The 24,913-nt window shown below is 64.1% G+C and carries 30 protein-coding genes and 2 pseudogenes; 14 read left to right on the top strand and 18 right to left on the bottom strand.

The window, feature by feature from the left end; translation table 11 throughout:
- Entirely contained in the window at nt 1–783 is a 783-nt protein-coding gene (locus MTX19_RS21470; protein ID WP_280979186.1) for an SDR family oxidoreductase, read from the bottom strand.
- Nucleotides 784–819: 36 nt separating this feature from the next.
- The gene (locus tag MTX19_RS21475) at nt 820–1,410 is read right to left on the bottom strand and encodes an NADPH-dependent FMN reductase (protein ID WP_280979187.1); all 591 of its coding nucleotides are present in this window, start codon (nt 1,408–1,410) and stop codon (nt 820–822) included.
- Nucleotides 1,411–1,588: 178 nt separating this feature from the next.
- Here MTX19_RS21475 and MTX19_RS21480 point away from each other — a divergent pair, with 178 nt between their 5' ends.
- Nucleotides 1,589–1,834: a hypothetical protein gene (locus tag MTX19_RS21480; protein ID WP_280979188.1), complete on the top strand. Its 246-nt coding sequence runs from the start codon at nt 1,589–1,591 to the stop codon at nt 1,832–1,834.
- Between the two features lie 164 nt (nt 1,835–1,998).
- Nucleotides 1,999–4,080 carry a methyl-accepting chemotaxis protein gene (locus MTX19_RS21485; RefSeq protein ID WP_280979189.1) on the top strand — a complete coding sequence of 694 codons (2,082 nt, stop codon included), beginning with the start codon at nt 1,999–2,001 and terminating at the stop codon, nt 4,078–4,080.
- Between the two features lie 179 nt (nt 4,081–4,259).
- On the opposite strand, the gene MTX19_RS21490 is transcribed toward MTX19_RS21485, so the two are convergent.
- The 3 genes from MTX19_RS21490 to MTX19_RS21500 form a co-directional block, all read right to left on the bottom strand.
- Nucleotides 4,260–5,423, bottom strand: coding sequence for an acyl-CoA dehydrogenase family protein (locus MTX19_RS21490; protein ID WP_280979190.1), 1,164 nt, complete (start codon nt 5,421–5,423; stop codon nt 4,260–4,262).
- Nucleotides 5,424–5,563: 140 nt separating this feature from the next.
- The gene (locus tag MTX19_RS21495) at nt 5,564–5,770 is read right to left on the bottom strand and encodes a hypothetical protein (protein WP_280979191.1); all 207 of its coding nucleotides are present in this window, start codon (nt 5,768–5,770) and stop codon (nt 5,564–5,566) included.
- A 53-nt stretch (nt 5,771–5,823) separates the two neighbouring features.
- A complete protein-coding gene (locus MTX19_RS21500; RefSeq protein WP_280979192.1) occupies nt 5,824–6,501 on the bottom strand; it encodes a nitroreductase in 678 nt (225 codons plus the stop codon).
- 152 nt (nt 6,502–6,653) lie between these two features.
- Here MTX19_RS21500 and MTX19_RS21505 point away from each other — a divergent pair, with 152 nt between their 5' ends.
- Nucleotides 6,654–6,902 carry a hypothetical protein gene (locus tag MTX19_RS21505; protein ID WP_280979193.1) on the top strand — a complete coding sequence of 83 codons (249 nt, stop codon included), beginning with the start codon at nt 6,654–6,656 and terminating at the stop codon, nt 6,900–6,902.
- A 147-nt stretch (nt 6,903–7,049) separates the two neighbouring features.
- Here MTX19_RS21505 and MTX19_RS21510 read toward each other — a convergent pair whose 3' ends face one another.
- On the bottom strand, nt 7,050–7,295 hold the full coding sequence (locus MTX19_RS21510; RefSeq protein ID WP_280979194.1) for a PilZ domain-containing protein: 246 nt from the start codon (nt 7,293–7,295) through the stop codon (nt 7,050–7,052).
- 114 nt (nt 7,296–7,409) lie between these two features.
- Nucleotides 7,410–8,285 carry an MBL fold metallo-hydrolase gene (locus MTX19_RS21515; protein WP_280979195.1) on the bottom strand — a complete coding sequence of 292 codons (876 nt, stop codon included), beginning with the start codon at nt 8,283–8,285 and terminating at the stop codon, nt 7,410–7,412.
- Between the two features lie 149 nt (nt 8,286–8,434).
- Here MTX19_RS21515 and MTX19_RS21520 point away from each other — a divergent pair, with 149 nt between their 5' ends.
- From MTX19_RS21520 to MTX19_RS21535, 4 genes and pseudogenes are all read left to right on the top strand, one after another.
- Entirely contained in the window at nt 8,435–9,310 is an 876-nt protein-coding gene (locus tag MTX19_RS21520; protein WP_280979196.1) for a dienelactone hydrolase family protein, read from the top strand.
- 86 nt (nt 9,311–9,396) lie between these two features.
- Nucleotides 9,397–9,534, top strand: a pseudogene (locus MTX19_RS21525) (glycerophosphodiester phosphodiesterase); the annotation flags it as partial.
- Nucleotides 9,535–9,611: 77 nt separating this feature from the next.
- Complete coding sequence (locus MTX19_RS21530; RefSeq protein ID WP_280985459.1) at nt 9,612–10,289, top strand: DapH/DapD/GlmU-related protein; 678 nt, start codon at nt 9,612–9,614, stop codon at nt 10,287–10,289.
- A 10-nt stretch (nt 10,290–10,299) separates the two neighbouring features.
- Nucleotides 10,300–10,836 carry a transposase gene (locus MTX19_RS21535; RefSeq protein WP_280984853.1) on the top strand — a complete coding sequence of 179 codons (537 nt, stop codon included), beginning with the start codon at nt 10,300–10,302 and terminating at the stop codon, nt 10,834–10,836.
- 53 nt (nt 10,837–10,889) lie between these two features.
- On the opposite strand, the gene MTX19_RS21540 is transcribed toward MTX19_RS21535, so the two are convergent.
- Nucleotides 10,890–12,512 (bottom strand): ABC-F family ATP-binding cassette domain-containing protein, encoded by a 1,623-nt coding sequence (locus MTX19_RS21540; protein ID WP_280979197.1) that lies wholly within the window; start codon nt 12,510–12,512, stop codon nt 10,890–10,892.
- A 161-nt stretch (nt 12,513–12,673) separates the two neighbouring features.
- Here MTX19_RS21540 and MTX19_RS21545 point away from each other — a divergent pair, with 161 nt between their 5' ends.
- Complete coding sequence (locus MTX19_RS21545) at nt 12,674–13,117, top strand: DMT family transporter (protein WP_280979198.1); 444 nt, start codon at nt 12,674–12,676, stop codon at nt 13,115–13,117.
- Nucleotides 13,118–13,159: 42 nt separating this feature from the next.
- Here the strand turns inward: MTX19_RS21545 and MTX19_RS21550 are convergent, their stop codons facing one another.
- From MTX19_RS21550 to MTX19_RS21565, 4 genes and pseudogenes are all read right to left on the bottom strand, one after another.
- A complete protein-coding gene (locus tag MTX19_RS21550) occupies nt 13,160–13,309 on the bottom strand; it encodes a hypothetical protein (RefSeq protein ID WP_212396095.1) in 150 nt (49 codons plus the stop codon).
- Nucleotides 13,310–13,406: 97 nt separating this feature from the next.
- A pseudogene (locus MTX19_RS21555) lies at nt 13,407–14,092 on the bottom strand (substrate-binding domain-containing protein).
- Between the two features lie 5 nt (nt 14,093–14,097).
- On the bottom strand, nt 14,098–14,802 hold the full coding sequence (locus MTX19_RS21560) for a hypothetical protein (RefSeq protein ID WP_280979199.1): 705 nt from the start codon (nt 14,800–14,802) through the stop codon (nt 14,098–14,100).
- Between the two features lie 182 nt (nt 14,803–14,984).
- A complete protein-coding gene (locus MTX19_RS21565; RefSeq protein ID WP_280979200.1) occupies nt 14,985–16,019 on the bottom strand; it encodes a glutamine synthetase beta-grasp domain-containing protein in 1,035 nt (344 codons plus the stop codon).
- A 540-nt stretch (nt 16,020–16,559) separates the two neighbouring features.
- Between MTX19_RS21565 and MTX19_RS21570 the strand changes: the two genes are divergently transcribed.
- Nucleotides 16,560–16,760 carry a DUF2735 domain-containing protein gene (locus tag MTX19_RS21570; RefSeq protein WP_280979201.1) on the top strand — a complete coding sequence of 67 codons (201 nt, stop codon included), beginning with the start codon at nt 16,560–16,562 and terminating at the stop codon, nt 16,758–16,760.
- A 266-nt stretch (nt 16,761–17,026) separates the two neighbouring features.
- The gene (locus MTX19_RS21575; protein ID WP_280979202.1) at nt 17,027–17,770 is read left to right on the top strand and encodes a tyrosine-protein phosphatase; all 744 of its coding nucleotides are present in this window, start codon (nt 17,027–17,029) and stop codon (nt 17,768–17,770) included.
- A 13-nt stretch (nt 17,771–17,783) separates the two neighbouring features.
- On the opposite strand, the gene MTX19_RS21580 is transcribed toward MTX19_RS21575, so the two are convergent.
- On the bottom strand, nt 17,784–17,981 hold the full coding sequence (locus MTX19_RS21580; RefSeq protein ID WP_280971888.1) for a hypothetical protein: 198 nt from the start codon (nt 17,979–17,981) through the stop codon (nt 17,784–17,786).
- Nucleotides 17,982–18,102: 121 nt separating this feature from the next.
- Nucleotides 18,103–18,798, bottom strand: coding sequence for an SGNH/GDSL hydrolase family protein (locus MTX19_RS21585; RefSeq protein ID WP_280979203.1), 696 nt, complete (start codon nt 18,796–18,798; stop codon nt 18,103–18,105).
- A 128-nt stretch (nt 18,799–18,926) separates the two neighbouring features.
- On the opposite strand from MTX19_RS21585, the gene fabG reads away from it, so the two are divergent.
- A complete protein-coding gene (fabG, locus tag MTX19_RS21590) occupies nt 18,927–19,607 on the top strand; it encodes a 3-oxoacyl-ACP reductase FabG (protein ID WP_280979204.1) in 681 nt (226 codons plus the stop codon).
- A 54-nt stretch (nt 19,608–19,661) separates the two neighbouring features.
- Here fabG and MTX19_RS21595 read toward each other — a convergent pair whose 3' ends face one another.
- Entirely contained in the window at nt 19,662–20,036 is a 375-nt protein-coding gene (locus MTX19_RS21595; protein WP_280979205.1) for a GrlR family regulatory protein, read from the bottom strand.
- A 111-nt stretch (nt 20,037–20,147) separates the two neighbouring features.
- Between MTX19_RS21595 and MTX19_RS21600 the strand changes: the two genes are divergently transcribed.
- A complete protein-coding gene (locus tag MTX19_RS21600; RefSeq protein WP_280985460.1) occupies nt 20,148–20,834 on the top strand; it encodes a DUF2161 family putative PD-(D/E)XK-type phosphodiesterase in 687 nt (228 codons plus the stop codon).
- 181 nt (nt 20,835–21,015) lie between these two features.
- Nucleotides 21,016–21,324, top strand: coding sequence for a hypothetical protein (locus MTX19_RS21605; protein ID WP_280979206.1), 309 nt, complete (start codon nt 21,016–21,018; stop codon nt 21,322–21,324).
- A gap of 79 nt (nt 21,325–21,403) precedes the next feature.
- Here MTX19_RS21605 and MTX19_RS21610 read toward each other — a convergent pair whose 3' ends face one another.
- Together MTX19_RS21610 and MTX19_RS21615 are read right to left on the bottom strand one after the other, a co-directional pair.
- Nucleotides 21,404–22,027, bottom strand: coding sequence for a GNAT family N-acetyltransferase (locus tag MTX19_RS21610; protein WP_280979207.1), 624 nt, complete (start codon nt 22,025–22,027; stop codon nt 21,404–21,406).
- 146 nt (nt 22,028–22,173) lie between these two features.
- Nucleotides 22,174–22,572 (bottom strand): PaaI family thioesterase, encoded by a 399-nt coding sequence (locus MTX19_RS21615; RefSeq protein ID WP_280979208.1) that lies wholly within the window; start codon nt 22,570–22,572, stop codon nt 22,174–22,176.
- 175 nt (nt 22,573–22,747) lie between these two features.
- Here MTX19_RS21615 and MTX19_RS21620 point away from each other — a divergent pair, with 175 nt between their 5' ends.
- On the top strand, nt 22,748–23,545 hold the full coding sequence (locus tag MTX19_RS21620; RefSeq protein ID WP_280979209.1) for a cobalamin-binding protein: 798 nt from the start codon (nt 22,748–22,750) through the stop codon (nt 23,543–23,545).
- 78 nt (nt 23,546–23,623) lie between these two features.
- Here the strand turns inward: MTX19_RS21620 and MTX19_RS21625 are convergent, their stop codons facing one another.
- A complete protein-coding gene (locus tag MTX19_RS21625) occupies nt 23,624–24,910 on the bottom strand; it encodes an ArgE/DapE family deacylase (RefSeq protein ID WP_280985461.1) in 1,287 nt (428 codons plus the stop codon).
- Nucleotides 24,911–24,913: the final 3 nt, after the last annotated feature.

Raw genomic sequence — 24,913 nt, forward strand, 5'->3', positions numbered from 1 at the left:
TCACTCCAACTCGGGCGGCGCAAACCAGTTGGTCAGCGACAGGCCGCCGTCGACCACGATCGATGCGCCGGTGACGTAGCCGGAGAGCCTGTTCGACAATACCGCGAGCGCCATCGGCGCGAGATCCTCCGCATTGCCGAGCCGCCCAAGCGGGATGTGCTTCGCGAGCGCGGGATCGGCGACGAAGCCGCCGGCCGCGATTGCGCCGGGCACAAGCGCATTGACGCGGATGCCGTAGCGGCCCCAGCTCTTGGCAAGCTCCTTCACCAGCATGGCCATGCCGGCCTTCGCGGTCGAGTAGTGCGGCAGATTGCGCGGCGTGCCGGCATGGAGCGAGGTGAGCAGCAGGAACGAGCCGGGCGTCTTCGCCGCAATGAGCGTGCGCGCCAGCTCGCGCGACAGATGAAAGCCGGCGTCGAGATTGACCGCATGCATCTGCCGCCAGGTCTCCTCGTCGACCGCCATCGCATGGTCGGCCTCGCGCCGCGGCGGCGAAGCGCTGTGGACGAAGTGCGTCACCTGCCCGACCGTGGCTTGCGCGTGCGCTAGCAGAGCGTCGCACGCCTCTCGGCTAGCGAGATCGCCAACCCACGGCATCGCGAGCTCGGGACGCGGTGCGGCCTTGATCGCGGCTGTGATCCGGTCTTCATGCAGATCGGCAAACACGGTACGCACGCCCTCGCCGACCAGCGCCTGCGCGATGGCCCGGCCGATGCCGTTGCCTGCGCCCGTCACCAGTGCGACCTCGCGCACCGGATCGAACGGTGAACTGAAGAGGCTCATGATCTCCGACCTCCGAAAAATCGCCGCGCGCCGCCGTCAGTACGGCGGTGCCTTGCGCGCCCGCTGAGCCTTGGCCGCTTCCATCCACCAGGCGAGGTCATCGGCAAAGCGCGGGAAGGCGCGCTCCAGCGCCTTGCCGCCCTCGCCGATCGGCTTGCCTTCGGCCGACAAGGACTGGCCGATCGGACCGGCAGCGATCGTGCTCGACACCACGACCATGCCCATCTCCGAAAGCGTGCCGTGCCAGGCCGTCGCGGCGCGCGCCCCGGCAAAACGCCCGGCCGAATAGCTCGCGATCGCGACCGGGCGCCAGAACCATTCTTCGAGGAAATGATCGGTGAGGTTCTTCAGCCCCGGCTGGATGCCCCAATTGTACTCGCCGGTAACGAACAGGAAGCCGTCGGCCGCGCGGATCTTCCCGGCGAGCGTCTCGAGCGCGGCAGGCGCCTGGCCCTTGGGATATTCCTTGTACATCCGGTCCAACATCGGCAGGCCGATCGCCTTGGCATCGATCAGTTCGACATCGTCGCGGCGGGCACGAAAGCCGTCGACGACGAAATGAGCCAGCCGGATGCCCATGCGGTCGGAGCGATAGGAGCCGTAGAGAACGAGAATGCGAAAGGACATGACGGCCAATCCTATCATTGTATGGCGATACCGTCTTGCGGTGCCATGTGCAGGCGTTAACGGCCAATCCCGCCCGTTTTCCGGCCATTAAGCAATCCCCCACCGGTTGCCCGGCGCGGCCCAAAATCGCCAGATTCGTTTTCTGGATATGCATTTGCTTCGAGAAGGAGAACCCGACATGCGGATTGCAAAGCTGGTTTTCGCAGGTTCGCTCGCAGCCATCGCTGCTATCGGCGCGCCTGTGCTGGCGAAGAGTTCCGAGCACCAGAAAGCCGACGAAAAGACCACCACATCCGTGGGCTGCCAAGCCTATCAGCAGGCCGCTGACGGTAGCTGGACGCAGCTTCCCTGCGGCGAGGCCGGTTCGAGCGGCGCAACCCAGCATCGTACAGGGACCAAAGGCGCGGACGAGGACGAACACTGACCGAAACGCCGCGCAGGCCGGTGAGCCCGCGGCCGACCGGATTCGACTTTCGGCCTATCCCTGACATGGCCGAGGCGCCGCGCCGGATCGTCAACCCAAGCTTAATGTGCACCCGGTACGGTTGAGGCTCCCACCTCACTCTCGTCCAGAACGGCGCACAGCACATGAAAATCGGTACTCTCCTGACGGCCGCAATCGTCTCCCTCTCCGCGGTCGGTGGCGGCCTTGCGGCCTATGTCGCAGTGACGAAGTACCAGACGATGGACAAGGCTTCGATCGCGCAAAGCCGGCTCGAAATCGTCCGCGCCGTCGGCGACATTCCGCGGTACATGAACTCCGAGCGCGGCTACTCCACCAATCTGCTGTTCAGCACCGGTGCGATCAACCAGAAGCAGATCGCCGGCCTCGATAAGCTGCGTCATCTGACCGACGGCGCGCTCGCCAAGGTCAATCAGGTGCGTGCCACCCTGCCCGGCTCGCTCGACGACGGCGAGGCCGTCGCAACCGCGATCGATGCGTTGAAAGCGAAGTTTGCCGCGCTCCGCGACTCGATCCAGAGCGCGATCGCGGGCCCCGTCGACGCCCGCCGTGCCGCAGCCACCAAGATCGTCGCCGACAACTCCGTGTTCAACGCCGGCGTGACCACGCTGCTCGATGAGCAGGTGCGACGGCTCGCCGGCCTCGACGGCAATGCCTATCGCCAGGCCAACTACGCCAACGTCGCCTGGACGCTGCGCGACATTGGTGGCCTCGATGCCAGCCTGCACAAGGCTATGGTCGGTGCCCGCCGCCCCGCCACCGAGCCCGAGAAGATGGAGCTGTTCCGCAGCAGCGGCAGGACCCAGCAGATCCTCTCGACGCTGCAGGAGCTGCGCAACAATCCCGCCACCCCCGCAAACGTCATGACCGCGCTGGGCAAGATGCAGGCCGACTATGTCGAGCGCTTCGGCAGGGCGCTGAAGCTCGCCAAGGAGGGCGCGCTGTCGGGCAAGTATGAGCAGGATGTCGACACCTACTACGCCGAGTCGCAGGTTGGGCTCGCCTCCGTGGTCGGCGTGCGTGACGCCTTCTATGACAATGCCGAGCAAGGCCTCGCCGCCGCGTACTCGTCGGCGCGCTTCAGCTTCGTGGTGGCGCTGGCCGGATTGATCGCGGTCGCCGCCATGAGCGCCGGCCTGATCGTGATGGTCCGCCGCCGTATCCTCACCCCGATCGCCGCCCTCACCGGCCGCATGTCGAGCCTCGCCGCGGGTGACGTCGCCGCGGACATTCCGGGCGCCGCACGCAACGACGAGATCGGCGCGATGGCCGCCGCGGTGCAGGTGTTCAAGGACAACAAGATCGATGCCGATCGCCTCGCCGCCGAGAAGGAAGCCGAGAACGACATCAAGATGCGTCGCGTGCGCGTGCTTGACGATCTCACCCGTGGATTCGAAATCAAGGTCACGGAACTGGTCGGCGGGCTGTCCTCGGCTTCCGGCGTGATGGAGGACACCGCGCGTTCAATGTCCTCGACCGCGACAACGACCAACCGCCAGGCTGCCGTGGTCGCCGCGGCGTCGGAGCAGACCTCGACCAACGTGCAGACGGTGGCGAGCGCGACCGAGGAACTGACCTCCTCGATCTCGGAGATCGCGCGACAGGTCGCGACCTCGACCGAGATCGCCGCACGCGCGGTCGATCATGCCCGCCGCACCGGCGACACCGCCCGCTCGCTCGCCGAGGGCGCGCAGAAGATCGGCGATGTCGTGACGCTGATCCAGAACATCGCGGCGCAGACCAACCTGCTCGCGCTCAACGCCACCATCGAGGCGGCGCGCGCCGGCGACGCCGGCCGCGGCTTTGCCGTCGTTGCCTCCGAGGTGAAATCGCTCGCCGGTCAGACCGCCAAGGCAACCACCGAGATTTCCGAGCAGATCACCGCGATCCAGACCGCGAGCGACGAGACTGTCACGGCGATCAGGAATGTCGTCGACGTCATCACCGAGATCGACCAGATCGGCACCGCCATCGCCGCCGCGATCGAGGAACAGGGCTCGGCGACCAAGGAGATCGCGCGCAGCGTCCAGGAGGCCGCGCGCGGCACGCAGGAGGTCAACTCCAACATCTCCGGCGTCCAGCGCGCCGCCGACGACACCGGCGCCGCGGCCACGCAAGTGCTTGGGGCGGCCGAACAGCTCTCGACGCAGTCGAAGGACCTCGCCGGCCAGGTCAACCGCTTCCTCTCCGACGTGCGGGCCGCGTGATCGACGGCATGGCGCGATCATGCAGCGGCACAGGTTCTGTCCGAGTCATTGCGAGCGCAAGCGAAGCGATCCATCGCGCCGCAAGTGGGGAATGGATTGCTTCCGCCGTCGCTAAGGCTTCGGCGGACAAGTCGTCGCTTTGCTCCTCGCAATGACGGGTTCGAGAGCTTGGCGGCCCTCTAGCCGCCGCGCAACCCGAGCACGCGGCGCGCGATCGACTGGCGATGAACCTCGCTCGGGCCCTCGTACATGCGCATCAGGCGGGCCTTCTGCCAGAGCGCATTGAGCGGCAGCTCCAGCGTCATGCCGAGCGCACCGAGCGTCTGCATGGCGTGGTCGCAGGCCTCATAGGCCATCTCGGTCGCGAACACCTTGATCATCGAGGCTTCGTGCCGGATGTCCTCGCCGCGGTCGGTCTTGTCGGCCGCCTCGCGCACCATCAGCCGGCAGGCATGCATCCGTGTTGAGATGTCGGCGATCCACCACTGGATCGCCTGGCGTTCCGCGAGCTTGACGCCGAACGTCTCGCGCTGCTTGGCATGCTCGCATAACATGTCGAGCGCGCGCCTGGTGATGCCGATACAGGTCGATCCCATCTCCAGCCGCCGCGTGCGCAAGCGCAGCTGCATCGGCGCGTAACCCTTGCCGACCTCGCCGAGCACGGAGTCCTTCGGGATGCGGCAGTTCTCGAACACGATCTCGTAGGTCGCGCCGCCACCCAGCATCGGGATTTCGCGCTCGATGATGAAGCCCGGCGTGCCCTTCTCGACGATGAACGAGGTGATGCCACCCTGCCGCTGGTCGCTGCCGACGCGCGCCATCACGATGATGAAGTCGGCGGTGCGCGCGTTGCTGATCCAGATCTTGCGGCCGTCGATCACCCACTGCTCGCCCTCGAGCACCGCGCGCGTCTTCATGCCTGCGGGATCGCCGCCGGCGCCGGGCTCGGAGATCGCGATCGCCGAGCTCATCCGGCCCTCGATGTAAGGCTGCATGTATTTCTTCTTCTGCGCGTCGGTGCCGACCGCCTGCAGCATGCGCAGGTTCGGCGTATCCGGCGGCAGCCCGAACGGCACGCAGCTGCGGCCGAGTTCCTCGTTCACCGCTGCCATCGTGCGCGTCGGCAGGTCGTGGCCGCCGAGATCCTCCGGCGCATCGAGGCCCCACAATCCCAGCTCCTTCGAGACATCGCGCAGCCGCTTGCGCTGCGCTGCCGTCAGTTCGGGATGATCGCTGCCCGGCAGCCGTGATTTCAGATATTGCGGCTCAAGCGGGATGAGTTCGCGATCGACGAATTTCGCGACGGTCTCGCGGATCATGGCTGTTTGTTCATCATCGCTCATCTGACATCCTCGCCTGTGCTGTTGTGTTTCAAGCGACACCAGTAGCGCATTTTGAAGCGGCGCAAACAGCGGAAAGTGCGCGTCGGCCGCGATACAGGCTGCTGGTTTCACAATGCGGAATTCAATATCCCGCAGCGCGGTCAACGATAGCGCAATTGCTCTCGTCGCGCAGGCGCATCGAGCAAATGAACGCGCAGCACGTGATTGTTCGCCTTGAGGAAGCGATCGACGATCAGCTCCGAGATCGCCGTGCGTTTCCCGCCGAACAGCATGTGCCCATCGCTGCCGAACAAGTGCGTCCGAACCAGCGTGAGATTGCCGCCGGCCTTCGCGAAAGCGTTCGACAATCTCGTCACCGGTTGTCGGCCGAAGACAATGTGATTGTTGGTTGGGGCCCTGCTCAGTCGGCAAAGCCGACATAGCGGACGAAGCTGCTGTTGGCCTCGCGTTCGGATCGCACCGCGTTGGCGGCAAAGCCGTCGTCGGGATATCCCATCGCGACGCAGGTCATGATCACCTGGTCTTCCGGGATGTTGGCCACCTCGCGCACGATATCGGAGCGCATGATGCCCTGGCCGTTGATTACGCTGCCGAGCCCGCGGTCCCAGGCCGCCAGCACGATCCCGTAGCAGAGCGCGCCGAGGTCGAAATGGCAGACCGCACCGGGATCCAGGATCCGGTCATAGGTCAGCACCAGCGAGACCGGCGCGTCGAACTGGCGGAAGCCGCGCAGCACCCAATCCTGCCGCATCGGCTTGTCGTCGCGAGCGATCCCCATGGCGCCGAACAGCTTTTTGGCGATATCGACTTGGCGATTGCGGTGAACGCCCTGGTACTCGCCATGGCTGACGATATCGCGCTTCGGCCTGGCGCCTGCGCTCATCTCCTCCATGTTGCGGCGCCGAACCTCATCCAGGGGCTCCCCGGTCAGGACATGGACATGCCAGGGCTGGGTATTCATGGAGGACGGCGCACGCTTGGCCACCTCGATGATCTCCTCAACGGTCGCCCGAGAGACCGGCTGCTTCTTGAACCCGCGCACGCTTTTGCGTGTCTGTACCAGCGTCTCGAACTCCATTCCCGGCTTCCTCCAATTTGTTCCCCGCCAGAGGCGAGAATTTTCTCCCATCGGCTAGGTATTTTATCGTCGAAATCCGCCGGAGGAACTTGATCGGCCCAAGAAATCCGATATCCAATCCGGCCACTGGTTCGGTTTAGGGAGAAACCCAGATGAAGCGGATTTTCTTGGCCGCCGTGATTGCGACCTTCGCGGCCGGCGCGGCGTTTGCGCAGGACGCCTCCTGCGAAACCAAGGCCGTCGGCAAGGACGGCAAACCGCTGGCCGGCGCGGCAAAGACCTCCTTCATGAAGAAGTGCACGCATGACGCCTGCGAGACGAAGGCGGTCGGCTCCGACGGCAAGAAGCTCGCCGGCGCGGCCAAGACCTCGTTCATGAAGAAGTGCGAAGGCGGCGCCTGAGCCCTCCGTCGCCTGCTCTCCGGTATCGTCGATCGAGATCAACCTTCGGGCCGCCGCAACGCGGCCCGCGGGAACGTAACTCGGCCGCCATCAATATGCGGTCGCGTTCATTTGAAGCAGTCGGCGCCATCTACGCAAGCGCGCAAGTCAGAACGAAACGCCGACGCGCAACCCCTTGCTCCAGACGCGCCGGCAACGTTTCCTGATGTTGCCATGAAACATTTCGAAACGTTCCGGCAATTGAAGCGCTTTCGGCAATTCAATGCACGCGCCGCCGGCTGAATAGTCCACCAGCCTGCACTCGATCAGCGGCGCCTTCGGTTCGAGCAGAAGCTTGACCGTACTGGGCACGCGACCTGTCGGACGAACACGCGCAAACCGCCGGGGATGCATCACCTTTGCCTCTGGTGGATCGAACCACAGGCTCGTCGGCGGCCGTTAAGAATCCGTTCCAACGCATGGTTACGGTGCACATCGGACCGCGAAATGCACCGCCCTGCGTCAGATCTATTCGCGCTTGAACCGATAGTCGAAGCGATCGCCGTCCGCCTTGATCAACCCGACCGTCGGAGTCGGGAAATGGATCGGCAGGATCAGCGTGTCAGTCTCGGCCACCGACGCGAAGAATTTCCGCCGCGAGACCGCCGACTGCTTCGGGTCCCAATCCGGTTTCGCCGACCAGTCCGGCTCACGGCACTGGATCGCGTGGTGCATCAGATCGCCGGCGACGACGGCACGCTGCCCCCTGGAGAAGATGTTGACGCAGCAATGACAGGGCGAATGGCCCGGCGTCGGTGTCAGTGTCACGGTGTCGTCGAGTGCATAGTCGTCGTCGACCAGCAGCGCCTGCCCGGCCTCGACGATCGGCAGGCAGTTGTCGCGAAACACGGTGCCCGGCGGATTGGCACCCTTGGCATGCTCGGCCTCCCAGGCCGCATATTCGCGCTTGTGGAAGACATACTTCGCATTCGGGAAGGTCGGCACCCAGCGCCCGTCGCGCAGGGTCGTGTTCCAGCCGGTGTGGTCGATATGCAGATGGGTGCAGAACACGTAGTCGATCTGCTCGTAGGAGATGCCGAGCGCGAACAGTTCGTTGCGCCAGCGCTCCTTGCCTGGAAAGTCGAACGGCGGCGGATGCCCCTTGTCCTCGCCGGTGCAGGTGTCGACCAGAATCGTGTAGCGCGGCGTTCGGACCACGAAGGTCTGATAGGTGATCATCATCATGCCGCGCGCGGCGTCGAACACCTCGGGCTCCATCGTCTTGAGATGATGCTTGAAGACGGCGTCGTCATAGGCCGGGAAGAAGTCCTGCGGCCGCCGCCATTGCCCCTCGCGCTCGATCACCGCGTCGATCGTGATGTCGCCGATCCTGATCTGCTTCATGGCCCTTCCGCTCCCGCTTTTTTTGGGAAGCGTAGTGGGCGCTGCAGGTCCCCACAAGCCAAGCGCCAAGCAGCTTGCCATGCGCCTTTGCATTGCTGGCGCAGGCGGCATTGCCGCAATTCGTCCGAAATGATGCCCATACTGTGGAGATGATCAACCGCGCGATTCAGCTCGGCTTCCTGAAGCTCGCGACATTGCCGACTGCGGCGGCCGTGGCCGCGCCCGACACCGTTTTCTTCCCGAGCGCCGACGGCAAGACCGAGATCGTCGCCTATCTGTTCAAGCCGCAAACGCCGGGCCCGCATCCCGCGATCGTGCTGCTGCATGGCCGCGGCGGCCCCTATTCGATCAACGTCAACAAGGACTGCACGCTGGTGTCGCGCACAAGTCAATCCGCAGCCTGCAACGCGGGCGGCCTCAGCAAGCGCCACGTGATGTGGGGGCAGTATTGGGCCGACCGCGGCTACATCGCGCTGCTGCCGGACAGCTTTGGGCCGCGCGGCAAGGCGCATGGCTTCGGCCGCTTCACCCATGACGATCCCGACCGCGCCGACGTCAACGAGTTGACCGTGCGGCCGCTCGATGCCGAGGGCGCGCTGAGCTGGCTGCGCCGCCAGAAGGACGTGCGCAGCGATCGCATCTTCCTGCAGGGATGGTCGAACGGCGGCAGCACCGCCCTGAACGTGATGCAGCGTCAGGGCGCGGCGACGTCAGGCTATCGCGCCGCGCTGGCATTCTATCCAGGATGCGGACCGGCGGCCCTGCTGGCGCAGACGCTGAGGTCGGCTGCACCGATCACCATGCTGCTCGGCTCTGACGATGAGGAAGTATCCCCCGAGCGGTGCCAGGATGTCGCCCGCCGCTCGATCGCCGCGGGCAGCAAGATCGACGTCGTGTTCTATCCCGGCGCGACCCACGACTTCGATAATCCCGACCATCGCCGTCAGTCGAACCCCGCCAACAGCGCGGCGCTCAAGGACGCGACGGCCAAGGCGATCGCGGCCGTCGATGGCTTGAAGGATTAGCTCGCCGCAAATCGAAACGGCCCCTACCCAACCGACGATCCAGCAAGGAATCGAGTCGATTGGGCAGGAAACTGAAATACGCGGCAGTGCTCGGGCGCGATCATGGCGGCGAATTCTCGACCGGAATCGACGACGCAGCCATGTTCAGGCGTCTGCCCGACAACTATTCCAGCGGCATCTGGACCAACGAGATCGAGACGATCGCCCGCCTCACCGGCCGATAGCTACGGCCTCCCCTTGCCGGTTCGCCGTGATAGATACCGCGGGGCTACAACAGCCCCGCCGCATCAAGGACAATGCCATGCCGCAATCGAAACCGCTAAGTCCCAAGCTTGCCGAGACCGTTGTCGAGCCTACGGTCAAATTGCGGGAGGTGACGATCGGCCGCTGCTGCGAAGTCCTTGGCGACACCTCGCTCGAATACACCGAGCTCGGCGACTTCTCCTATCTCGACCGCGGCTGCATCGTCGCCGACGCGCAGATCGGCCGGTTCTGCGCGATTGCAGCGCAGGTCCGGATCGGTGCGCCCAATCATCCGGTCGAGCGTCCATCCCAGCATCGCTTCACCTATTGCCCAGAATACTACACGGCCACCGCCGAGCGGGACCAAGGCTTCTTCCGGGATCGCCGCGCCGATCGCGTCGTGATCGGCAACGACGTCTGGATCGGCCACGGCGTCATCGTATTGCCCGGCGTGACCGTGGGCGACGGCGCCGTGCTCGCGGCCGGCGCGGTCGTCTCGCGCGACGTCGCGCCCTACACGATCGTCGGCGGCGTTCCGGCCCGACAGATCAAGGAACGGTTCAACCGCAGGATCGCAGCCGAGCTATCACGGATTGCGTGGTGGAATTGGCCGCCCGAAACCATCTGGGAGCGGCTGCCGGAATTCCAGTCGGGCGATGTCGAAGCGTTCTGCGCGCGCTGGCGGGTCGGAGATGAAAACCGTAGCCCGGATGAAGCGAAGCGAAATCCGGGGTAAGCTATTCCGCATGGTCCGATATCGACGCAACTTCATGCCCGGCGGCACGTTCTTCTTCACGGTCACATTGGAAGATCGGACATCGTCGCTACTTGTCGAGCATATCGGACTGTTACGCGCCGCATTTCACGCAACGCGCGACAAGAAGCCATTTACCGTGGATGCCATCGTGATCCTGCCAGATCACCTGCATACAGTGATGACGCTGCCGTCCGGCGACGCCGATTTCTCGGATCGATGGCGACAGATCAAGAGCCACTTTACGCGTGCAGTCGCCGCCACAGGCGTGTCGCTCTCAGCCAACCGCCGCGGCGAGTATGCGCTCTGGCAGAGGCGCTTTTGGGAGCATACCATCCGCAACGAACGTGATCTCGAGCGTTGCGTCGATTATATCCACTACAATCCGACCAAGCATCGCCTCGTTTCGTCGCCGGCAGATTGGCAGCACACGTCTCTCCATCGATATATCCGGGACGGGATACTGCCATTCGACTGGGGTGGCAGCGGAACCGTGGACAAAGGCGATTTCGGTGAGAGGGAGGAGTGACCCGGATTTCGCTTCGCTGCATCCGGGCTACAAGCGCTACAAGTTAGGCGACGCTAACTCCGCAGCCCCGGCGCCTCCTGTCCGGTGCGCGCGACATATTCGGTGTAGCCGCCGCCATATTGGTGGATGCCGTCCGGCGTCAATTCCAGCACGCGGTTGGAGAGCGCGGCGAGGAAGTGCCGGTCGTGCGAGACGAACAGCATGGTGCCCTCGAACTCGCTGAGCGCGTTGATCAGCATCTCCTTGGTGGCGAGATCGAGATGGTTGGTCGGCTCGTCCAGCACCAGGAAGTTCGGCGGGTCGAACAGCATCTTCGCCATGACAAGCCGCGCCTTCTCGCCGCCCGAGAGCACCCGGCACCTCTTCTCGACGTCATCACCGGAAAAGCCGAAGCAGCCGGCGAGCGCGCGCAAGGAGCCCTGGCCGGCCTGAGGAAATGCGTCTTCCAGCGACTGAAACACGGTGCGCTCGCCGTCGAGCAGGTCCATCGCGTGTTGGGCAAAATAGCCCATCTTGACGCTGCCGCCGATCGTCACCGCGCCGTCATCGGGCTCGGTCGAGCCAGCCACCAGCTTGAGCAGCGTCGACTTGCCGGCGCCGTTGACGCCCATCACGCACCAGCGCTCCTTGCGGCGGATCATGAAGTCGAGCCCGTCATAGATGCGCTTGCTGCCGTAGCCCTTGTAGACGTTCTTCAGGCTCGCGACATCCTCGCCCGAGCGCGGCGCCGGCTGGAACTCGAACGCCACCGTCTGCCGCCGTCGCGGCGGCTCGACGCGCTCGATCTTGTCGAGCTTTTTCACCCGGCTCTGCACCTGGGCGGCGTGCGACGCGCGCGCCTTGAAGCGCTCGATGAACTTGATCTCCTTGGCCAGCATCGCCTGCTGCCGCTCGAACTGCGCCTGCTGCTGCTTGTCGGCCAGCGCCCGCTGCTGCTCGTAGAACTCGTAGTTGCCGGAATAAGTCGTGAGCTGGCCGCCGTCGATCTCGACCACCTTGTTGATGATGCGGTTGATGAACTCGCGGTCGTGCGAGGTCATCAGCAGCGCGCCTTCGTAGCCCTTCAGGAACTGCTCGAGCCAGATCAGGCTTTCGAGATCGAGATGGTTGCTCGGCTCGTCGAGCAGCATCACGTCGGGCCGCATCAAGAGGATGCGCGCCAGCGCCACCCGCATCTTCCAGCCGCCGGAGAGATTTCCGACGTCGCCGTCCATCATCTCCTGGCTGAAGCCGAGGCCCGCCAGCGCCTCGCGCGCGCGGCCGTCGAGCGCATAGCCGTCCAGCTCCTCAAAACGATGCTGCACCTCGCCATAGCGCGCGATGATGTCGTCCATCTCGTCGGCCTTGTCGGGATCGGCCATCGCCGCCTCGAGGTCCCTGAGCTCGGCCGCGACCACGCTGACCGGCCCTGCCCCGTCCATCACCTCCGCGACGGCGCTGCGGCCGGACATCTCGCCGACGTCCTGGCTGAAATAGCCGATCGAGATGCCCCGATCGACTGAGATCTGGCCCTCATCGGGCAGCTCCTGCCCCGAGATCATCCGGAACAGCGTGGTCTTGCCGGCGCCGTTCGGGCCGACGAGGCCGATCTTCTCGCCCTTCTGGAGCGCGGCAGAGGCTTCAATGAAGAGGATCTGGTGGCCGACTTGCTTTGAGACGTTATCGAGGCGGATCATGCAAACTTTGGGGGAAACGGGAGTTTGCGGCCTCTTAGTCGATCTGGGGCATGGGTGGAAGGGTGTTCCGTGCGTTTCGCGCAATGCCCGTGCGCATGCCGATCATTTGCCAATCAAACGAGACCGGGAATACTGAACCGATCGGTGTTTTGGGGCATCACATGCAAGCCTGGCTTCTCTATCTGCTCGCGCTCAGCGCGGGCATCAGCGTGTCCGTTCAGCAGGTCCTGAACGGCAATCTGCGTTCTGCCTTGAACTCGCCGGCCTGGGCCGGGCTCGTCTCCTATCTCGGCGGCCTGCTGACGATGGTCGTCGTGCTGGTGGTGCTGCGCGAGCCGGTGCCGTCATTGAAGCTCGTGACAGCAACGCCGTGGTGGGCCTGGAGCGGCGGCATCCTCGGTGGCGTGTTCATCCTGCTGATGATCCTGTTGCTGCCTTCGCTCGGAGCGGCGACCTTGCTGGCCCTTGTCGTCGCCGGTCAGATGCTCGCGGGCATCGTGATGGATCATTTCGGCGTCTTCGGGCTTCCATCCCACCCCATGTCGGTGTCACGACTGATCGGCATTGCGCTCGTCATCGGCGGCGTCCTGCTGATCAAGGACTGAGGCCGCCACTGTCCGCCCGGCAACGAGAGTGCGGAGGCGACGTCAGTGCCGCTTGAAATACTGCACGTCGCGCTCGTGCTTTTCCGCCGCCGCGCGCGACTTGAAGGTGCCGAGATTGCGGCGCTTGCCGGTCTTCGGATTGATCTTGCGGGAATAGAGCCGGTACTCGCCGGACCGTAGCTTGCGGATCATGACATGCCCTCGCCAGCATTTGCTTGACGTCAACGACGATGTCGCGGCGAACGTTCCAATCCGGCTAGAAGCAGAGATTGGTCACCGCGCTGCCAATTCAAGGTTCGAGCCCGGTCTCGCGCAGCACAGGCGCGACCGCCGCGGATGACAGATAGCGCAGCAAGTGATCGGCGGTATCGGCGCGCTGCGAGGCCGTCATGCGCCCGGCGGAGAACACCGCCGGAGTTTGCAAGTTCGGCGGGAGCGGACCGACGACCTCGATCCCGCCGATCTGCTTCAGCTCGCTGATTTGCTGGATCGCAAGATCGGCCTCGCCGGTGACGAGCTTCTCCGCCGTGAATCCGACCGGAATGATCACCGCACGCGCGTTGACCGCTTCCGCGATGCCGAGCCGCTCGATCAATTGTGCGAACGGATACCACTTGCGCCGAGCCGCGAATACGCCACGGCCCGCGCCCCCAACAGAGTCGCGCGCAGCGCGGCTTCGGTTGCGATGTCGGGATGCACACCCCCCGACTTCACCGCGAGGCCGACATAGGAGCGCGCGAGATCGACCGCGCTGTCCGGGACGACGCGGCCCTCGCCGGTCATCGCGTCGAGCCCCTCGCGCGTCAGGATCACGACATCGGCACCCTCGCCGCCGCGCAGACGGTCGAGCAGCGCGAGCGTCGGCGCGAAATCCGCATCGATCCGGACCCGGCTCGCCGCCCGATAGGCGTCGGCGAGCCGCGCGACCACACCCTTCAGCGCCAGTGTCGAAAGCACGCGAACCGAATTGTCCATGTGACTTACGCCCGCCGCATCAGCTTGAGCACCGCCGTGAGGCGCAGGCTGCGCTTGCCGGCGAGCGCAGTGGCTTCGAGCAGGGCGCCCTCTGCGTCGCAGGTGCCGGCAAAGCCGATACCGACGTCGTGGCCGCCGAAGATCGGGTTCTCGCCCATCGCTGGCGTATGCTCCTGGTTCAGCACCTGGCCTTTCCAGCGGCCGTTCTCGGAGGTGTAGGTGCCGAGATAGTAGAATGACGCGCCGACGCCGACGATGCGGCCATTGCTGAGCAGCATCACGCCGGTGAGGCCGCCATCGACGCCGTCGAGCAGACGAATGTGGATCGAATAGAGCCCGTTGACGATGCCGCCCTCGCCGACGCCGCCGGCGATGGGGATTTCTTCTTCCGTAATCGGCGTCAGCAACGCCTCGAAGGGCACGCCGGGCAACTCCTTCAGTTCGCCCTTGAAACGATAGAGCTCGCCGTCGGGCCGACCCGTGGCGAGCAAGGTCGCATCGTCGGTGCCGGCCATCGCGCGGTAATTCGGATCGTGATTATGACGAACGGTATTGATCTCGACAGCAACCTCGTCGCCGGACTTCCTGTAGGTGCCGATATGGGCGTAGGCGGAATTGCCGCCAAGCATCCTGCCGTCGCGCGCATGCATGACGCTCCGCCCGACCGCATCGCCAAGCTGAAACCGGACCTTGTAGAAGCCCTCGAACAAGCGCCGCGTCCCCGGCAGTCACAGTGCAACCGTTGTCTAGCGCGGTTCATAACGTAGCGAAACCGCTTTCGGGGTGAAGCCGCGCAAAGGCGGTGTCGCCAAATGCAAAGGTCCGCCAGGGTGTCCCTGGCGGACCGGATTGCGATACCGGCCGGATGCTTCCATCCGCATCGAAGATCGGCTTAGGCCGCAGCCTTCGCGCCGGTCGGAACCTCGGAGATGGTCTTCAGGATCTGCGACGCGATCTGGTAGGGGTCGCCCTGGGAGTTCGGACGGCGGTCTTCCAGATAGCCCTTGTAGCCATTGTTGACGAAGGAGTGCGGCACGCGGATCGAAGCGCCGCGATCAGCCACGCCGTAGCTGAACTTGTTCCACGGCGCGGTCTCGTGCTTGCCGGTCAGGCGCTTGTCGTTGTCCGGCCCGTAGACGGCGATGTGGTCCATGAGGTTCTTCTCAAAGGCCGCCATCAGCTTCTCGAAATACTCCTTGCCGCCGACTTCGCGCATGTACTTGGTCGAGAAGTTGGCGTGCATGCCCGAGCCGTTCCAGTCGGTGTCGCCGAGCGGCTTGCAGTGGAATTCGATGTCGATGCCGTAGCTCTCGGTGAGGCGCAGCATCAGGTAGCGGGCGATCCACATCTGGTCAGCGGCGGTCTTTGAGCCCTTGCCGAAGATCTGGAATTCCCACTGGCCCTTCGCCACTTCGGCATTGATGCCTTCGTGGTTGATGCCGGCGGCAAGGCAGAGGTCGAGATGCTCTTCCACGATCTCGCGGGCAACGCTGCCGACGTTCTTGTAGCCGACGCCGGTGTAGTACGGGCCCTGCGGCGCCGGATAGCCGGCCTCCGGGAAGCCGAGCGGGCGGCCGTCCTTGTAGAAGAAGTACTCCTGCTCGAAGCCGAACCAGGCGCCGCCGTCGTCCAGGATGGTGGCGCGTTTGTTGGACGGATGCGGCGTCTTGCCGTCGGGCATCATCACTTCGCACATCACCAGCACGCCGTTCTCGCGCGCGGCGTCGGGATAGCATGCGACCGGCTTCAGCACGCAGTCAGAGCTGTGGCCTTCAGCCTGCTGGGTGGACGAACCGTCAAAGCCCCAGAGCGGGAGCTGTTCGAGGGTCGGGAACGACGCGAATTCCTTGATCTGCGTCTTGCCGCGCAGGTTCGGCGTCGGCGTATATCCGTCTAGCCAGATATACTCGAGCTTGTACTTGGTCATTGAGCCTCTCTGTTGATGATGCAAAACCGTGAGGAACCGAAAGCCAGTCGGTCGCCGCACGCGTACCCGGCCACCATCGGCCGGTTCCTGCCAAGCAATTAAAATGCCAGTCGCTGCATTGCGGCACCCGTCCTTGTTGCGGATGTCCACAACGCTCATTGCATTTTTTGCTGCGACATAGCAGCGCGGCTGCCATGCATCCCGATGGGCCAGAATCCGCTTTTTGGAGCCCGTGACCGCCTGATTCTCCAGCAAATCCGGCGAAGATCCCCCTTCCAGATTAAAGCAGCGGCAGCGCCGCATGACAGTTTGCGTCCCGCCGCCGCTTCCCTGGCAACCATCACCTCGGCTCAAGCATTGATCACCTGCATCCTGCCTTGCCGAGTGCAAACCGGAATCTGCCTACGAATTGGTCAGAACCTGATTATTTCTTGGTCATCTTGCAGCCGGTCAGGGCTCGGCCAATATCGAAACTAGGTAACCAGCGCGAAAGAGTTGGGCGCACCATGGAGGCTCGCGTTCCGACCAAGGAGGTCTGCGATGATGAATTCGGACTTAAACCAGGGGTCTGCCAAGATCTATCAGTTCCCGGCCGGGGGCCGCGCGGCTCTCGGTGGACGTCGCTACGGCGAGGTCCAGATGTCGCTCGAACTTGCCGCACAGGTCGAAACCGCCATGTGCAGCGACAGCTGGTATCATCAGGCGGCGATCGACGACGCCAAGCCGGGTCGGGATCACTAATGCCGGCACGACAGAGAGGCGTGATGCCGAAGCGTCGAAGAACGTCAGAGCGATAAAGAAGGGTCGGAACCAAGTGTTTCGGCCCTTTTTTCATGCCCGCACCGCGACCGAGGCGTCACCTATGCGCGACGTATGCGCGTCTTGGCAGCCAAACGCCCCGCGACGAGTTGCATCCGCGGGAATGCAGTCCCGCCATAAGTCATATTCTCCCCCTGATAGGGCGGCTATAGACCAGCGCGAGACCCATCGCTGCAACAGGCCTGCCGATGTCAGAAGCCCATGCCCGTCATCTCAATCTCGCCGGCGCCAGCAATTTTCGCGATCTCGGCGGCTACCAGACACGTGACGGGCGGACGGTGCGTTGGCGGCAGATCTTCCGCTCCAACCATCTTGCGCACCTGACCGAGCAGGACATCGCTGTGGTGCGCAGCCTCGGTGTCAGAAGCGCCTTCGATTTTCGCGGCGTCGCCGAGCGCTCCGAAGCGCTGTGCGGCATGACTGACATCACAGTGCATTCGCTGCCTGTCGAGCCGACCGTCGTCGCGGCCCTGCGCGCGATCGCAGCAAGCCGACAGCTTTCGAGCGCGGACGCGTTCGAGGTGATGCGGGACTCCTACCGCAGCTATGTGCAGGACAACACGCCGCGCTACCGCGCGCTGTTTGCGCATCTGCTCGAGGATCGCGCCCCGCTCGTGATCCACTGCACCGCTGGCAAGGACCGCACCGGCTTTGCCTGCGCGCTGATTCTGCACGCGCTCGGCGTGCCGGGCGAGGTGATCGCGGACGACTATCTCCTGACCAACAGGTTCTACAAGCGCGATCCGTCGGCGAGCACCGAGCTTCCCGAGGAGGTCAAGCAGGTGCTTGGCACCGTGCAGCAGCCGTTCCTGAATGCTGCGTTCGAGGCGATCGATGCCGACTACGGCGGCCTCGATCGCTATTTCCGCGATGGCCTCGGGCTCGGACAGGCCGAGCGCAAGGCACTCGAAGGCCGCTATCTGCTGGCCTGATCGTTCGAAGTGCTCAGGCTGCGGCTTCGAGCTCGGCGTCGAGATCGGCGATCACGTCCTCGAAAGCCGAGATCGCCTGCTGGATCGCCGCGATCTGCATGAGCTCCCAGTTGCTCACCGGACCTTTGCGATTCTGCAACGCAACCACGAGTTCGCGCCGCTGTTCCTTAAGCTGAACAAGCGGTAAACCGTGATCCGGAAGATATCCCATAGCTAATCCCCTTCCTTGGTCGGACTCCTCTTTTACGGATAGGGTTCTGCGATCGACTTACGGAACTGCTGCAAATTTTACCGAACGGGTCTTGCCCCGTAGTCTTACGCAATCGCCAGCCTTACGAAATCGCCTCTGGCGCCAGCGCCTGGTCGATCGCACCGAACAGCCCCTGCGTCACGCAGTTGGTTGCCCATTCGCTGGTGTGCAGATGTTCCTGAGCGCCGTCGTCGAGCTCGGCCAGCGGAATCCCGTCGTCGACCCACCGCTTCATCAGCACGAAGCGACGAAACAAATTGATCTGCTTGCTTGCGGTGACCTCGGCGATCATCGGCATGATCGTGTTGGCGAGCTTGAGCGCGTCGGGCGTCCCGATGATCGCTTCAGTGTACTGTGAATCCATCACCATGACATCGAGCGGAAGCGCTGCGAGCACATCGAGTCCCGCTTCGAGCGAGGCTTTCACCTCGGCTGGATTGTAGCTCTTGTAGACGGCATTGGTGCCGACCTGCCAGATCACCAGCACCGGCGTTTCGGCAACGACGTCGGACTCGATGCGGGAGAATTCCTCAGGTGCCTCCTGCCCGCCGATCCCGCGGTTGATCACGTCGATCATTCGGCCGAAGAAGCGTTGCCGCAGCAGCATTTCGAGGCGCGGCGGGAACGGCAAAACGCCGCCAGCGCCGGCCGTCGATGACGATCCAAGCGCCACCACCTTGACCTTGCGCTGGCGCTTCAAGGCATCGGCGAAATGCGGCAGTCGGTGATCCAACTTGACGATATCGGGATGGGTTTCGCATGGCCTCGACCCGGGCATCGCAAACATCCTTTGCGTGAATGAATAGCTAAATACCCGCAATAGGAGGGGAAAATCGTGGCATTGCAAATGAAATCCGCCTGATCATAGTGGGTGGCATCTGCCTTTTTGCCTGTACGGAGGCCGTCATGAACGCAAAAGCCATCGTCATCACCGGTGCACTTGGTGCGCTTGGCAAGGTGGTCGCCGAAGAAGCCCTCGCGCGCGGCGCGCGCGTCGCCGGTATCGATCATGCAGCCTCGCAGCTTGCGGCGACGCCCAACCGCATCGAGCTCGGCAACGTCGATCTTACCGACGCCGCGGACGCCAAGGCGGCGATCGACAAGGCGGCCGCGCATTTCGGCCAGCTCGATGCACTGATCAACATTGCCGGAGGCTTCACCTTCGAGACGATCACCGAAGGCGATCCCAAGACCTGGCAGCGAATGTATGCGATGAACGTGATGACGGCCTTGAACACGTCGCACGCGGCGATCCCGCATCTCGTCAAGGCGGGAGCCGGCCGTATCATCAATATCGGCGCGCTGGGCGCCTTGCAGGCCGCGTCCGGCATGGGCCCCTATGCCGCCTCGAAGGCCGGCGTGCACCGCCTGACGGAGTCGCTTGCCGCCGAGCTCAAGGGCAAAGTCACCGTCAACGCCGTGCTGCCGTCGATCATCGATACCGCGGCCAATCGCGCCGCCATGCCGAAGGCCGATGTCTCCAAATGGGTGACGCCAAAGGAGCTTGCCGACGTCATCCTGTTCCTTGCCAGCGACGCCGCGAGCGCCGTCACCGGCGCGTTGCTGCCGGTCAACGGACGGGTCTAGAGCGCTGTTGAGCGAAGCGCGCACCGGCGTACGGCGCGGTCTGCATCACCTCGATCAGTCCGGGATCAGGAGGCGCAGCTTCGACTTGAAGCGGATGCTCTGCTTGCCGGCGAGCGCAATGCCATCGCCTTCGGCGGTCTCGTCGGTATACGTGCCGGTAAATCCGATCGTCACGACCTTGCGTTCCCACACCGGCCGCTCGCCATAGGTCGGCGAGTGTTCCTGATTGGTGACCTCGCCCTTCCATTTGCCGTTTGCCGCGGTGTAGCTGCCATAGGCGTAGAAGAACGAGTCGCCGCCGCGCATCTGGCCGTCACGCAGCACCATGACGCCCTGATTGCCGCCTTGAACGCCGTCGAGGAATTCGACGGTGATGTGATAAAGCCCGTTCCGGATCATCGAACTGGTCGCGCCTTGTCCCGTCGGCAACCATAGCCGCCCGGGTCCATCATGGGCAAATCCCGTTCGCGTCGGCCGGCCCGATTCCGGGCTATGCTGTCGCTATGAGTCGCGGCGAAAAGCGCCGCCGGAGCCTGTCCGTTGGAAACCGCGCTTTATCTGCCCGTCAAACGCTTCCTCGAAAAGCTCGGCTTCACGGTCAAGGGCGAGATCGGCGGCTGCGATCTCGTGGCACTGAGCGGCGACGATCCGCCGGTTGTCGTGATCGGGGAACTCAAGCTCGCCTTCAATCTCGAATTGATCCTGCAGGCGGTCGATCGCGCCGGCGCTGCGGATGAGGTCTGGATCGCTGCGAATATATCGGCCCGCGGCAAGGGCCGCGAAAGCGATGCGCGCTATCGCAATCTGTGCCGGCGGCTCGGCTTCGGCATGCTCGGCGTCACCAGTACCGGCGACGTGGAGGTGCTGGTGAAGCCGCCGACCACCGCCCCGCGCCGCAATCCGAAAAAGCGCTCGCGCCTGATCGCCGAGCACCAGAAGCGCAAGGGCGATCCGGTCATGGGCGGCTCGACACGCGCGCCGATCATGACGGCCTATCGGCAGCAGGCGCTCGCCTGCGCCTCGGCGCTGTCCGACGGACCGCGGCGCGTGCGCGATCTGCGAATCGACATTCCCGATGCCGGTAAGATCCTGCTGCACAATGTCTATGGCTGGTTCGATCGCGCCGAGCGCGGCATCTATGTACTCACCGATGCCGGCCGCGCCGCACTGAAGCACTGGCCGCAGCGGCCGGTCGATCTCTCAGACGCGGCGGGAGCCGCGCCCTAGGACGCGGAGATGGAGATGTCGTGATGGCGCTGACAGATCCGACTGCGACCCCGATCGAACTTTCTCGCGCTCACAAGATTGAGAGACTCTGGTTGCATGGCTGGATTGCCATCTCACTTTCATATTGCAATGCAACATAAGGCCACCTACGTATCTCCCGCGATTCAAATATGAGGCGGCGATGAGCGGAGACTGGAACACCAAGTATGGCACCCGACGCGTGCGGCATGACCCGCCGACGCTGGAGGAAGCGATCTTCGCGGCTGTCGGTATTACCGACGATCTCGAAGCCCAGGCGGAGATCGCGTCAGCCCTGATGGGCCTGCCCTACGATGACGTGCTGGCCGAAGTGAAGAAGACCGCGCGCGTCAGCGCGCGCACCGGCACCGCGACCCGTGTCATCGCCGGCGAACAGGGCGCGCAGCGCTCCGTCGTGGTCGAGCGCCGCGTCGTCCGGCGTTTCGCGACCGACAAGCGCACCGGCACCTGAAGACCAACAACTGATTGCTGAAAACAAAAGGGCAATTCGCTGAGCGAATTGCCCTTTCGCTGTTGCTCCAACTACGGGATCAGGCCGCCCGGCCCCAGCCGGACATCTGCATCACCATCCGCCAGTAGGCGCGGTTCATGTCGACGATCGCGCGCGCGGCCTCGACCGGGGTCACCATCGCTGGTGCCGGCACCGGCTCGGGCAGGCTGTGTTCGCTCAGGTCGATGCTTCCGGCGGACTCACCGTGACGGAAGGTCAGCTGCGCGCCGAACTTGGTGGCCAGCGCCCGCATCGCGTCGTTCTGCGCCCCGGTGGTGATGCGCAAGCTGGTGTAGCCTCTGGCGTGCGCTTCGGCGATCAGCTTGCGAAACAGGATGCTGCCGACGCCCTTGCGCCGCACCGACCGCTCCACGCTGAAGGCGATCTCCGGCTGCGCGTCCGGCGATTGCTCCGGCGGATGCAGCTCGGCCGCGCCACGAACGACGCCGTCCTCGAAATAGGCGATGATGACGGTGCCGTCGTTGGCGCACCGCTCGGCGTAGCGACGGATGAAGTTGTCGTCGATGAAGCCATGAAAGCGATCATGACGGCTGGTTCGATCCAGTCTCAAGAGATGATCGCGCAGCAGAGGGAGCTCCTCCTGCTGGCTCAATGTCCGCACGGTGCCCTTGGCGAGCGTCGAACGGATGGAATGGTGGTTCATTTCATAACTCCTCTTGGTAGCCCTCGAGGAGGCGTCGAGTCCCTAGCACCGCCAATATTGTGCAACGCACAATATAATTCAAGACGCAAGATTCACTTAATCGTTACATATTGAATTCGCTAGAGAAAAATCGATCGTACCTTCTACTATAATACCATTTGCGTTTGTATGACCACGGCAACCAGCTTGCCATCCTCGGTTTCGAGTCGGGTCTGCCAGACCTGAGTCCGCCGTCCCCGGTGAACCGGTGTTGCAGTGGCGATCACGGTGGCTCCCTCCTTGGCGCCGCCGATGAAATTGGTCTTGCTCTCCAGCGTCGTGGTGCCCTTGGCGTCCTCGGGCAGGTTGATCACGGTCGCGGCTGCCCCGACCGAATCCGCGAACGCCATCACCGCGCCGCCATGGATTGTATGATTGAGGGTGCAGAGCTCCGGCCGCACGACCATCCTGGCGACCACGCGATCGTTGTCGGCTTCGGTGAAGGTGACGCCCTTTAGTTCCGCGAACGGCATCTTCATCGACTGGATCTTTTCAAGCAGGGTCATCAGGTCCTCCGGCATCGCGTTTTGATGATGTCCGCCGAACATGGACGCGCCGGGTAAATCAGGCAATGACGTTGGAGGTAATGGACCCCATGACAGCTCCCGCCAATTCCCGAAGCCGCGATTCCTTGATGCGGACCGGTGCCCGCTTCACTCGAAAGCGCTATGCAGGTCAGCGATGCGCAATTTCCCTCCCAGCCGGATCGTCTGCCTGACCGAAGAGACGGTCGAGACGCTGTATTTGCTCGGCGAACAGGACCGGATCGTCGGCGTCTCCGGCTATGCGGTGCGGCCACCGCAGGTCCGGCGCGAGAAGCCGCGCGTTTCGGCCTTCATCTCAGCGGACATTCCGAAGATCCTGGCGCTCGCGCCCGATCTGGTGCTCGCCTTCTCCGACCTGCAGGCTGAGATCGTCGCTGACCTCATCCGCGCTGGCGTCGCCGTCCACGTCTTCAACCAGCGCGACCTCGCCGGCATCTTTGCGATGATCCGCACCCTGGGCGCGATGGTCGGTGCCGCCGATCGCGCCGAGCAGCTCGCGACAGACCTCGAGCGACGGCTTGCGGCGATCGCGGCAACGCCGCGCCCCGCGCCGCGGCCGAGGGTTTATTTCGAGGAATGGGACGATCCCCTGATCAGCGGCATCGGCTGGATATCCGAGCTGATCGAGATCGCCGGCGGTGAGGACGTGCTGCCGCATCTGCGCATGCACAAGGCGGCCCGCGACCGCATCGTCGCGCCGGACACCGTGCGCGAGACGATGCCCGACGTGATCCTGGCGTCCTGGTGCGGCAAGAAGGTCGTGCCCGACCGCATCCGCAAACGTCCCGGCTGGGGCGACATCGCGGCGGTGCGCAACAATCGCATCGTCGAGATCAAGTCGACGATCATCCTGCAGCCCGGTCCCGCCGCGCTGACGGATGGACTCGATGCGATCGTCAGAGCGTTGTGGCCGAATGTAAATCCCTCATCCTGAGGAGCCGCGCAGCGGCTTCTCGAAGGGTGAGGCCACAGACCGGGGCCTCATGGTACGAGACGCGTCCCGCGCTCCTCACTAGGAGGGCCACGCCTTCTCCACCCCGCACCATTCCGTGACGAACAGCGCGATGGCCTTGGTCGTCTTCCGCAGCGACTCCAGCTCGACATATTCGTTGAAACCGTGCATCGCCTCGCCGCTGGCGCCGAAGCAGAGGCTCGGGATGTTGTAGTTCAGCCCGTAGAAGCGCGTGTCGGTCAGCGCCGTAAAGGCCCGATCTTCCACCGCGTCGCCGTAGACGGCCTGATGCGCCTTGGCGAAAGCGGCTTCCGGCGCTTCTGAATTCACCAGCTCATAGCCTTCCGACAGGAAGCCCGACCATTCCACCTGCGGCGGATTGTTGGAGAGGAAGCGGTGGTCACGCGCGGCGGCGGCGACGCAGGCGAGGATCTCCTTCTGGCACTCGGTGATGGACCAGCCCGGCAGCACTGCGATGCGGCAATCCACGTCGCACCAGGCCGGCACGCTGGAGGCCCAGTCGCCGCCCTTGATGATGCCGGGATTGAAGTTGATGGGATGATTGACGTCCTTGAAGTGGCGGTCGGCCTTGGCGCGTTCGTTCCAGGCGATCTCGAGCTTCTCCAGCGCGTGCACCAGATGATACGCCGCCATGATCGCGTTCGAGCCCGCGCCCGCCTCGAACACATGCACCGGAAAGCCGCGCACCTTCAGCCGAAACCAGATCACGCCGACCTGCGAGCGGATCATCTTGCCGCTGGTCGGCTCCGGGATGAAGCAAGCGTCGGCACGATAGCCGCGCTGCAGGGTCGAGAGCGCGCCAACGCCGGTGCTCTCCTCCTCGATCACGGACTGCAAATGGATCCGCGCCGTCGGCCTGAGTCCGGCCTTCGCGATCGCATCCAGCGCATAAAGCGCGGCGATCGTGCCTGACTTCATGTCGCAGGCGCCGCGGCCGTACATCCGGCCCTCCCTAATGACGGGCGAGAACGGCGGCGTCTCCCACATGTCGAGCGGGCCGGTCGGCACCACGTCGCAGTGCCCCTGCAGGATCAGCGATTTGCCGGCATTGGTGGCCGGACGGTAGGTGCCGACCACGGTGCGCGCCTTGGAGAAATCATGCTCGATCGGGCCGAAGCCGCGCAGATCCTTGAGATCGTCGAGATTGATGTGCCAGTCGTCGACCTCATAGCCGCGTTCGCGCAGGAGGTCGCCAATCATGTCCTGGCACGGGCCCTCCGCGCCACGCGTAGAGGGGATCGAGACGAAATCCTCGGTCGTCGCGAGCTGCTCATCGAACCCTTCGTCAACGGCATCGAGGATTCGTTGTTGCGTATCGGCAGTCATGCA

The sequence above is a fragment of the Bradyrhizobium sp. ISRA464 genome, from assembly GCF_029910095.1.
GTDB lineage: Bacteria > Pseudomonadota > Alphaproteobacteria > Rhizobiales > Xanthobacteraceae > Bradyrhizobium.

What these genes read in the sequence shown, in the direction of transcription:
- MTX19_RS21470 (WP_280979186.1), bottom strand. Translation starts at nt 783, where the DNA reads ATGAGCCTCTTCAGTTCACCGTTCGATCCGGTGCGCGAGGTCGCACTG.
- MTX19_RS21475 (WP_280979187.1), bottom strand. Translation starts at nt 1,410, where the DNA reads ATGTCCTTTCGCATTCTCGTTCTCTACGGCTCCTATCGCTCCGACCGC.
- MTX19_RS21480 (WP_280979188.1), top strand. Translation starts at nt 1,589, where the DNA reads ATGCGGATTGCAAAGCTGGTTTTCGCAGGTTCGCTCGCAGCCATCGCT.
- MTX19_RS21485 (WP_280979189.1), top strand. Translation starts at nt 1,999, where the DNA reads ATGAAAATCGGTACTCTCCTGACGGCCGCAATCGTCTCCCTCTCCGCG.
- MTX19_RS21490 (WP_280979190.1), bottom strand. Translation starts at nt 5,423, where the DNA reads ATGAGCGATGATGAACAAACAGCCATGATCCGCGAGACCGTCGCGAAA.
- MTX19_RS21500 (WP_280979192.1), bottom strand. Translation starts at nt 6,501, where the DNA reads ATGGAGTTCGAGACGCTGGTACAGACACGCAAAAGCGTGCGCGGGTTC.
- MTX19_RS21505 (WP_280979193.1), top strand. Translation starts at nt 6,654, where the DNA reads ATGAAGCGGATTTTCTTGGCCGCCGTGATTGCGACCTTCGCGGCCGGC.
- MTX19_RS21510 (WP_280979194.1), bottom strand. Translation starts at nt 7,295, where the DNA reads ATGCATCCCCGGCGGTTTGCGCGTGTTCGTCCGACAGGTCGCGTGCCC.
- MTX19_RS21515 (WP_280979195.1), bottom strand. Translation starts at nt 8,285, where the DNA reads ATGAAGCAGATCAGGATCGGCGACATCACGATCGACGCGGTGATCGAG.
- MTX19_RS21520 (WP_280979196.1), top strand. Translation starts at nt 8,435, where the DNA reads ATGATCAACCGCGCGATTCAGCTCGGCTTCCTGAAGCTCGCGACATTG.
- MTX19_RS21530 (WP_280985459.1), top strand. Translation starts at nt 9,612, where the DNA reads ATGCCGCAATCGAAACCGCTAAGTCCCAAGCTTGCCGAGACCGTTGTC.
- MTX19_RS21535 (WP_280984853.1), top strand. Translation starts at nt 10,300, where the DNA reads ATGGTCCGATATCGACGCAACTTCATGCCCGGCGGCACGTTCTTCTTC.
- MTX19_RS21540 (WP_280979197.1), bottom strand. Translation starts at nt 12,512, where the DNA reads ATGATCCGCCTCGATAACGTCTCAAAGCAAGTCGGCCACCAGATCCTC.
- MTX19_RS21545 (WP_280979198.1), top strand. Translation starts at nt 12,674, where the DNA reads ATGCAAGCCTGGCTTCTCTATCTGCTCGCGCTCAGCGCGGGCATCAGC.
- MTX19_RS21550 (WP_212396095.1), bottom strand. Translation starts at nt 13,309, where the DNA reads ATGATCCGCAAGCTACGGTCCGGCGAGTACCGGCTCTATTCCCGCAAG.
- MTX19_RS21565 (WP_280979200.1), bottom strand. Translation starts at nt 16,019, where the DNA reads ATGACCAAGTACAAGCTCGAGTATATCTGGCTAGACGGATATACGCCG.
- MTX19_RS21570 (WP_280979201.1), top strand. Translation starts at nt 16,560, where the DNA reads ATGATGAATTCGGACTTAAACCAGGGGTCTGCCAAGATCTATCAGTTC.
- MTX19_RS21575 (WP_280979202.1), top strand. Translation starts at nt 17,027, where the DNA reads ATGTCAGAAGCCCATGCCCGTCATCTCAATCTCGCCGGCGCCAGCAAT.
- MTX19_RS21580 (WP_280971888.1), bottom strand. Translation starts at nt 17,981, where the DNA reads ATGGGATATCTTCCGGATCACGGTTTACCGCTTGTTCAGCTTAAGGAA.
- MTX19_RS21585 (WP_280979203.1), bottom strand. Translation starts at nt 18,798, where the DNA reads ATGCCCGGGTCGAGGCCATGCGAAACCCATCCCGATATCGTCAAGTTG.
- fabG (WP_280979204.1), top strand. Translation starts at nt 18,927, where the DNA reads ATGAACGCAAAAGCCATCGTCATCACCGGTGCACTTGGTGCGCTTGGC.
- MTX19_RS21605 (WP_280979206.1), top strand. Translation starts at nt 21,016, where the DNA reads ATGAGCGGAGACTGGAACACCAAGTATGGCACCCGACGCGTGCGGCAT.
- MTX19_RS21610 (WP_280979207.1), bottom strand. Translation starts at nt 22,027, where the DNA reads ATGAACCACCATTCCATCCGTTCGACGCTCGCCAAGGGCACCGTGCGG.
- MTX19_RS21615 (WP_280979208.1), bottom strand. Translation starts at nt 22,572, where the DNA reads ATGACCCTGCTTGAAAAGATCCAGTCGATGAAGATGCCGTTCGCGGAA.
- MTX19_RS21620 (WP_280979209.1), top strand. Translation starts at nt 22,748, where the DNA reads ATGCGCAATTTCCCTCCCAGCCGGATCGTCTGCCTGACCGAAGAGACG.
- MTX19_RS21625 (WP_280985461.1), bottom strand. Translation starts at nt 24,910, where the DNA reads ATGACTGCCGATACGCAACAACGAATCCTCGATGCCGTTGACGAAGGG.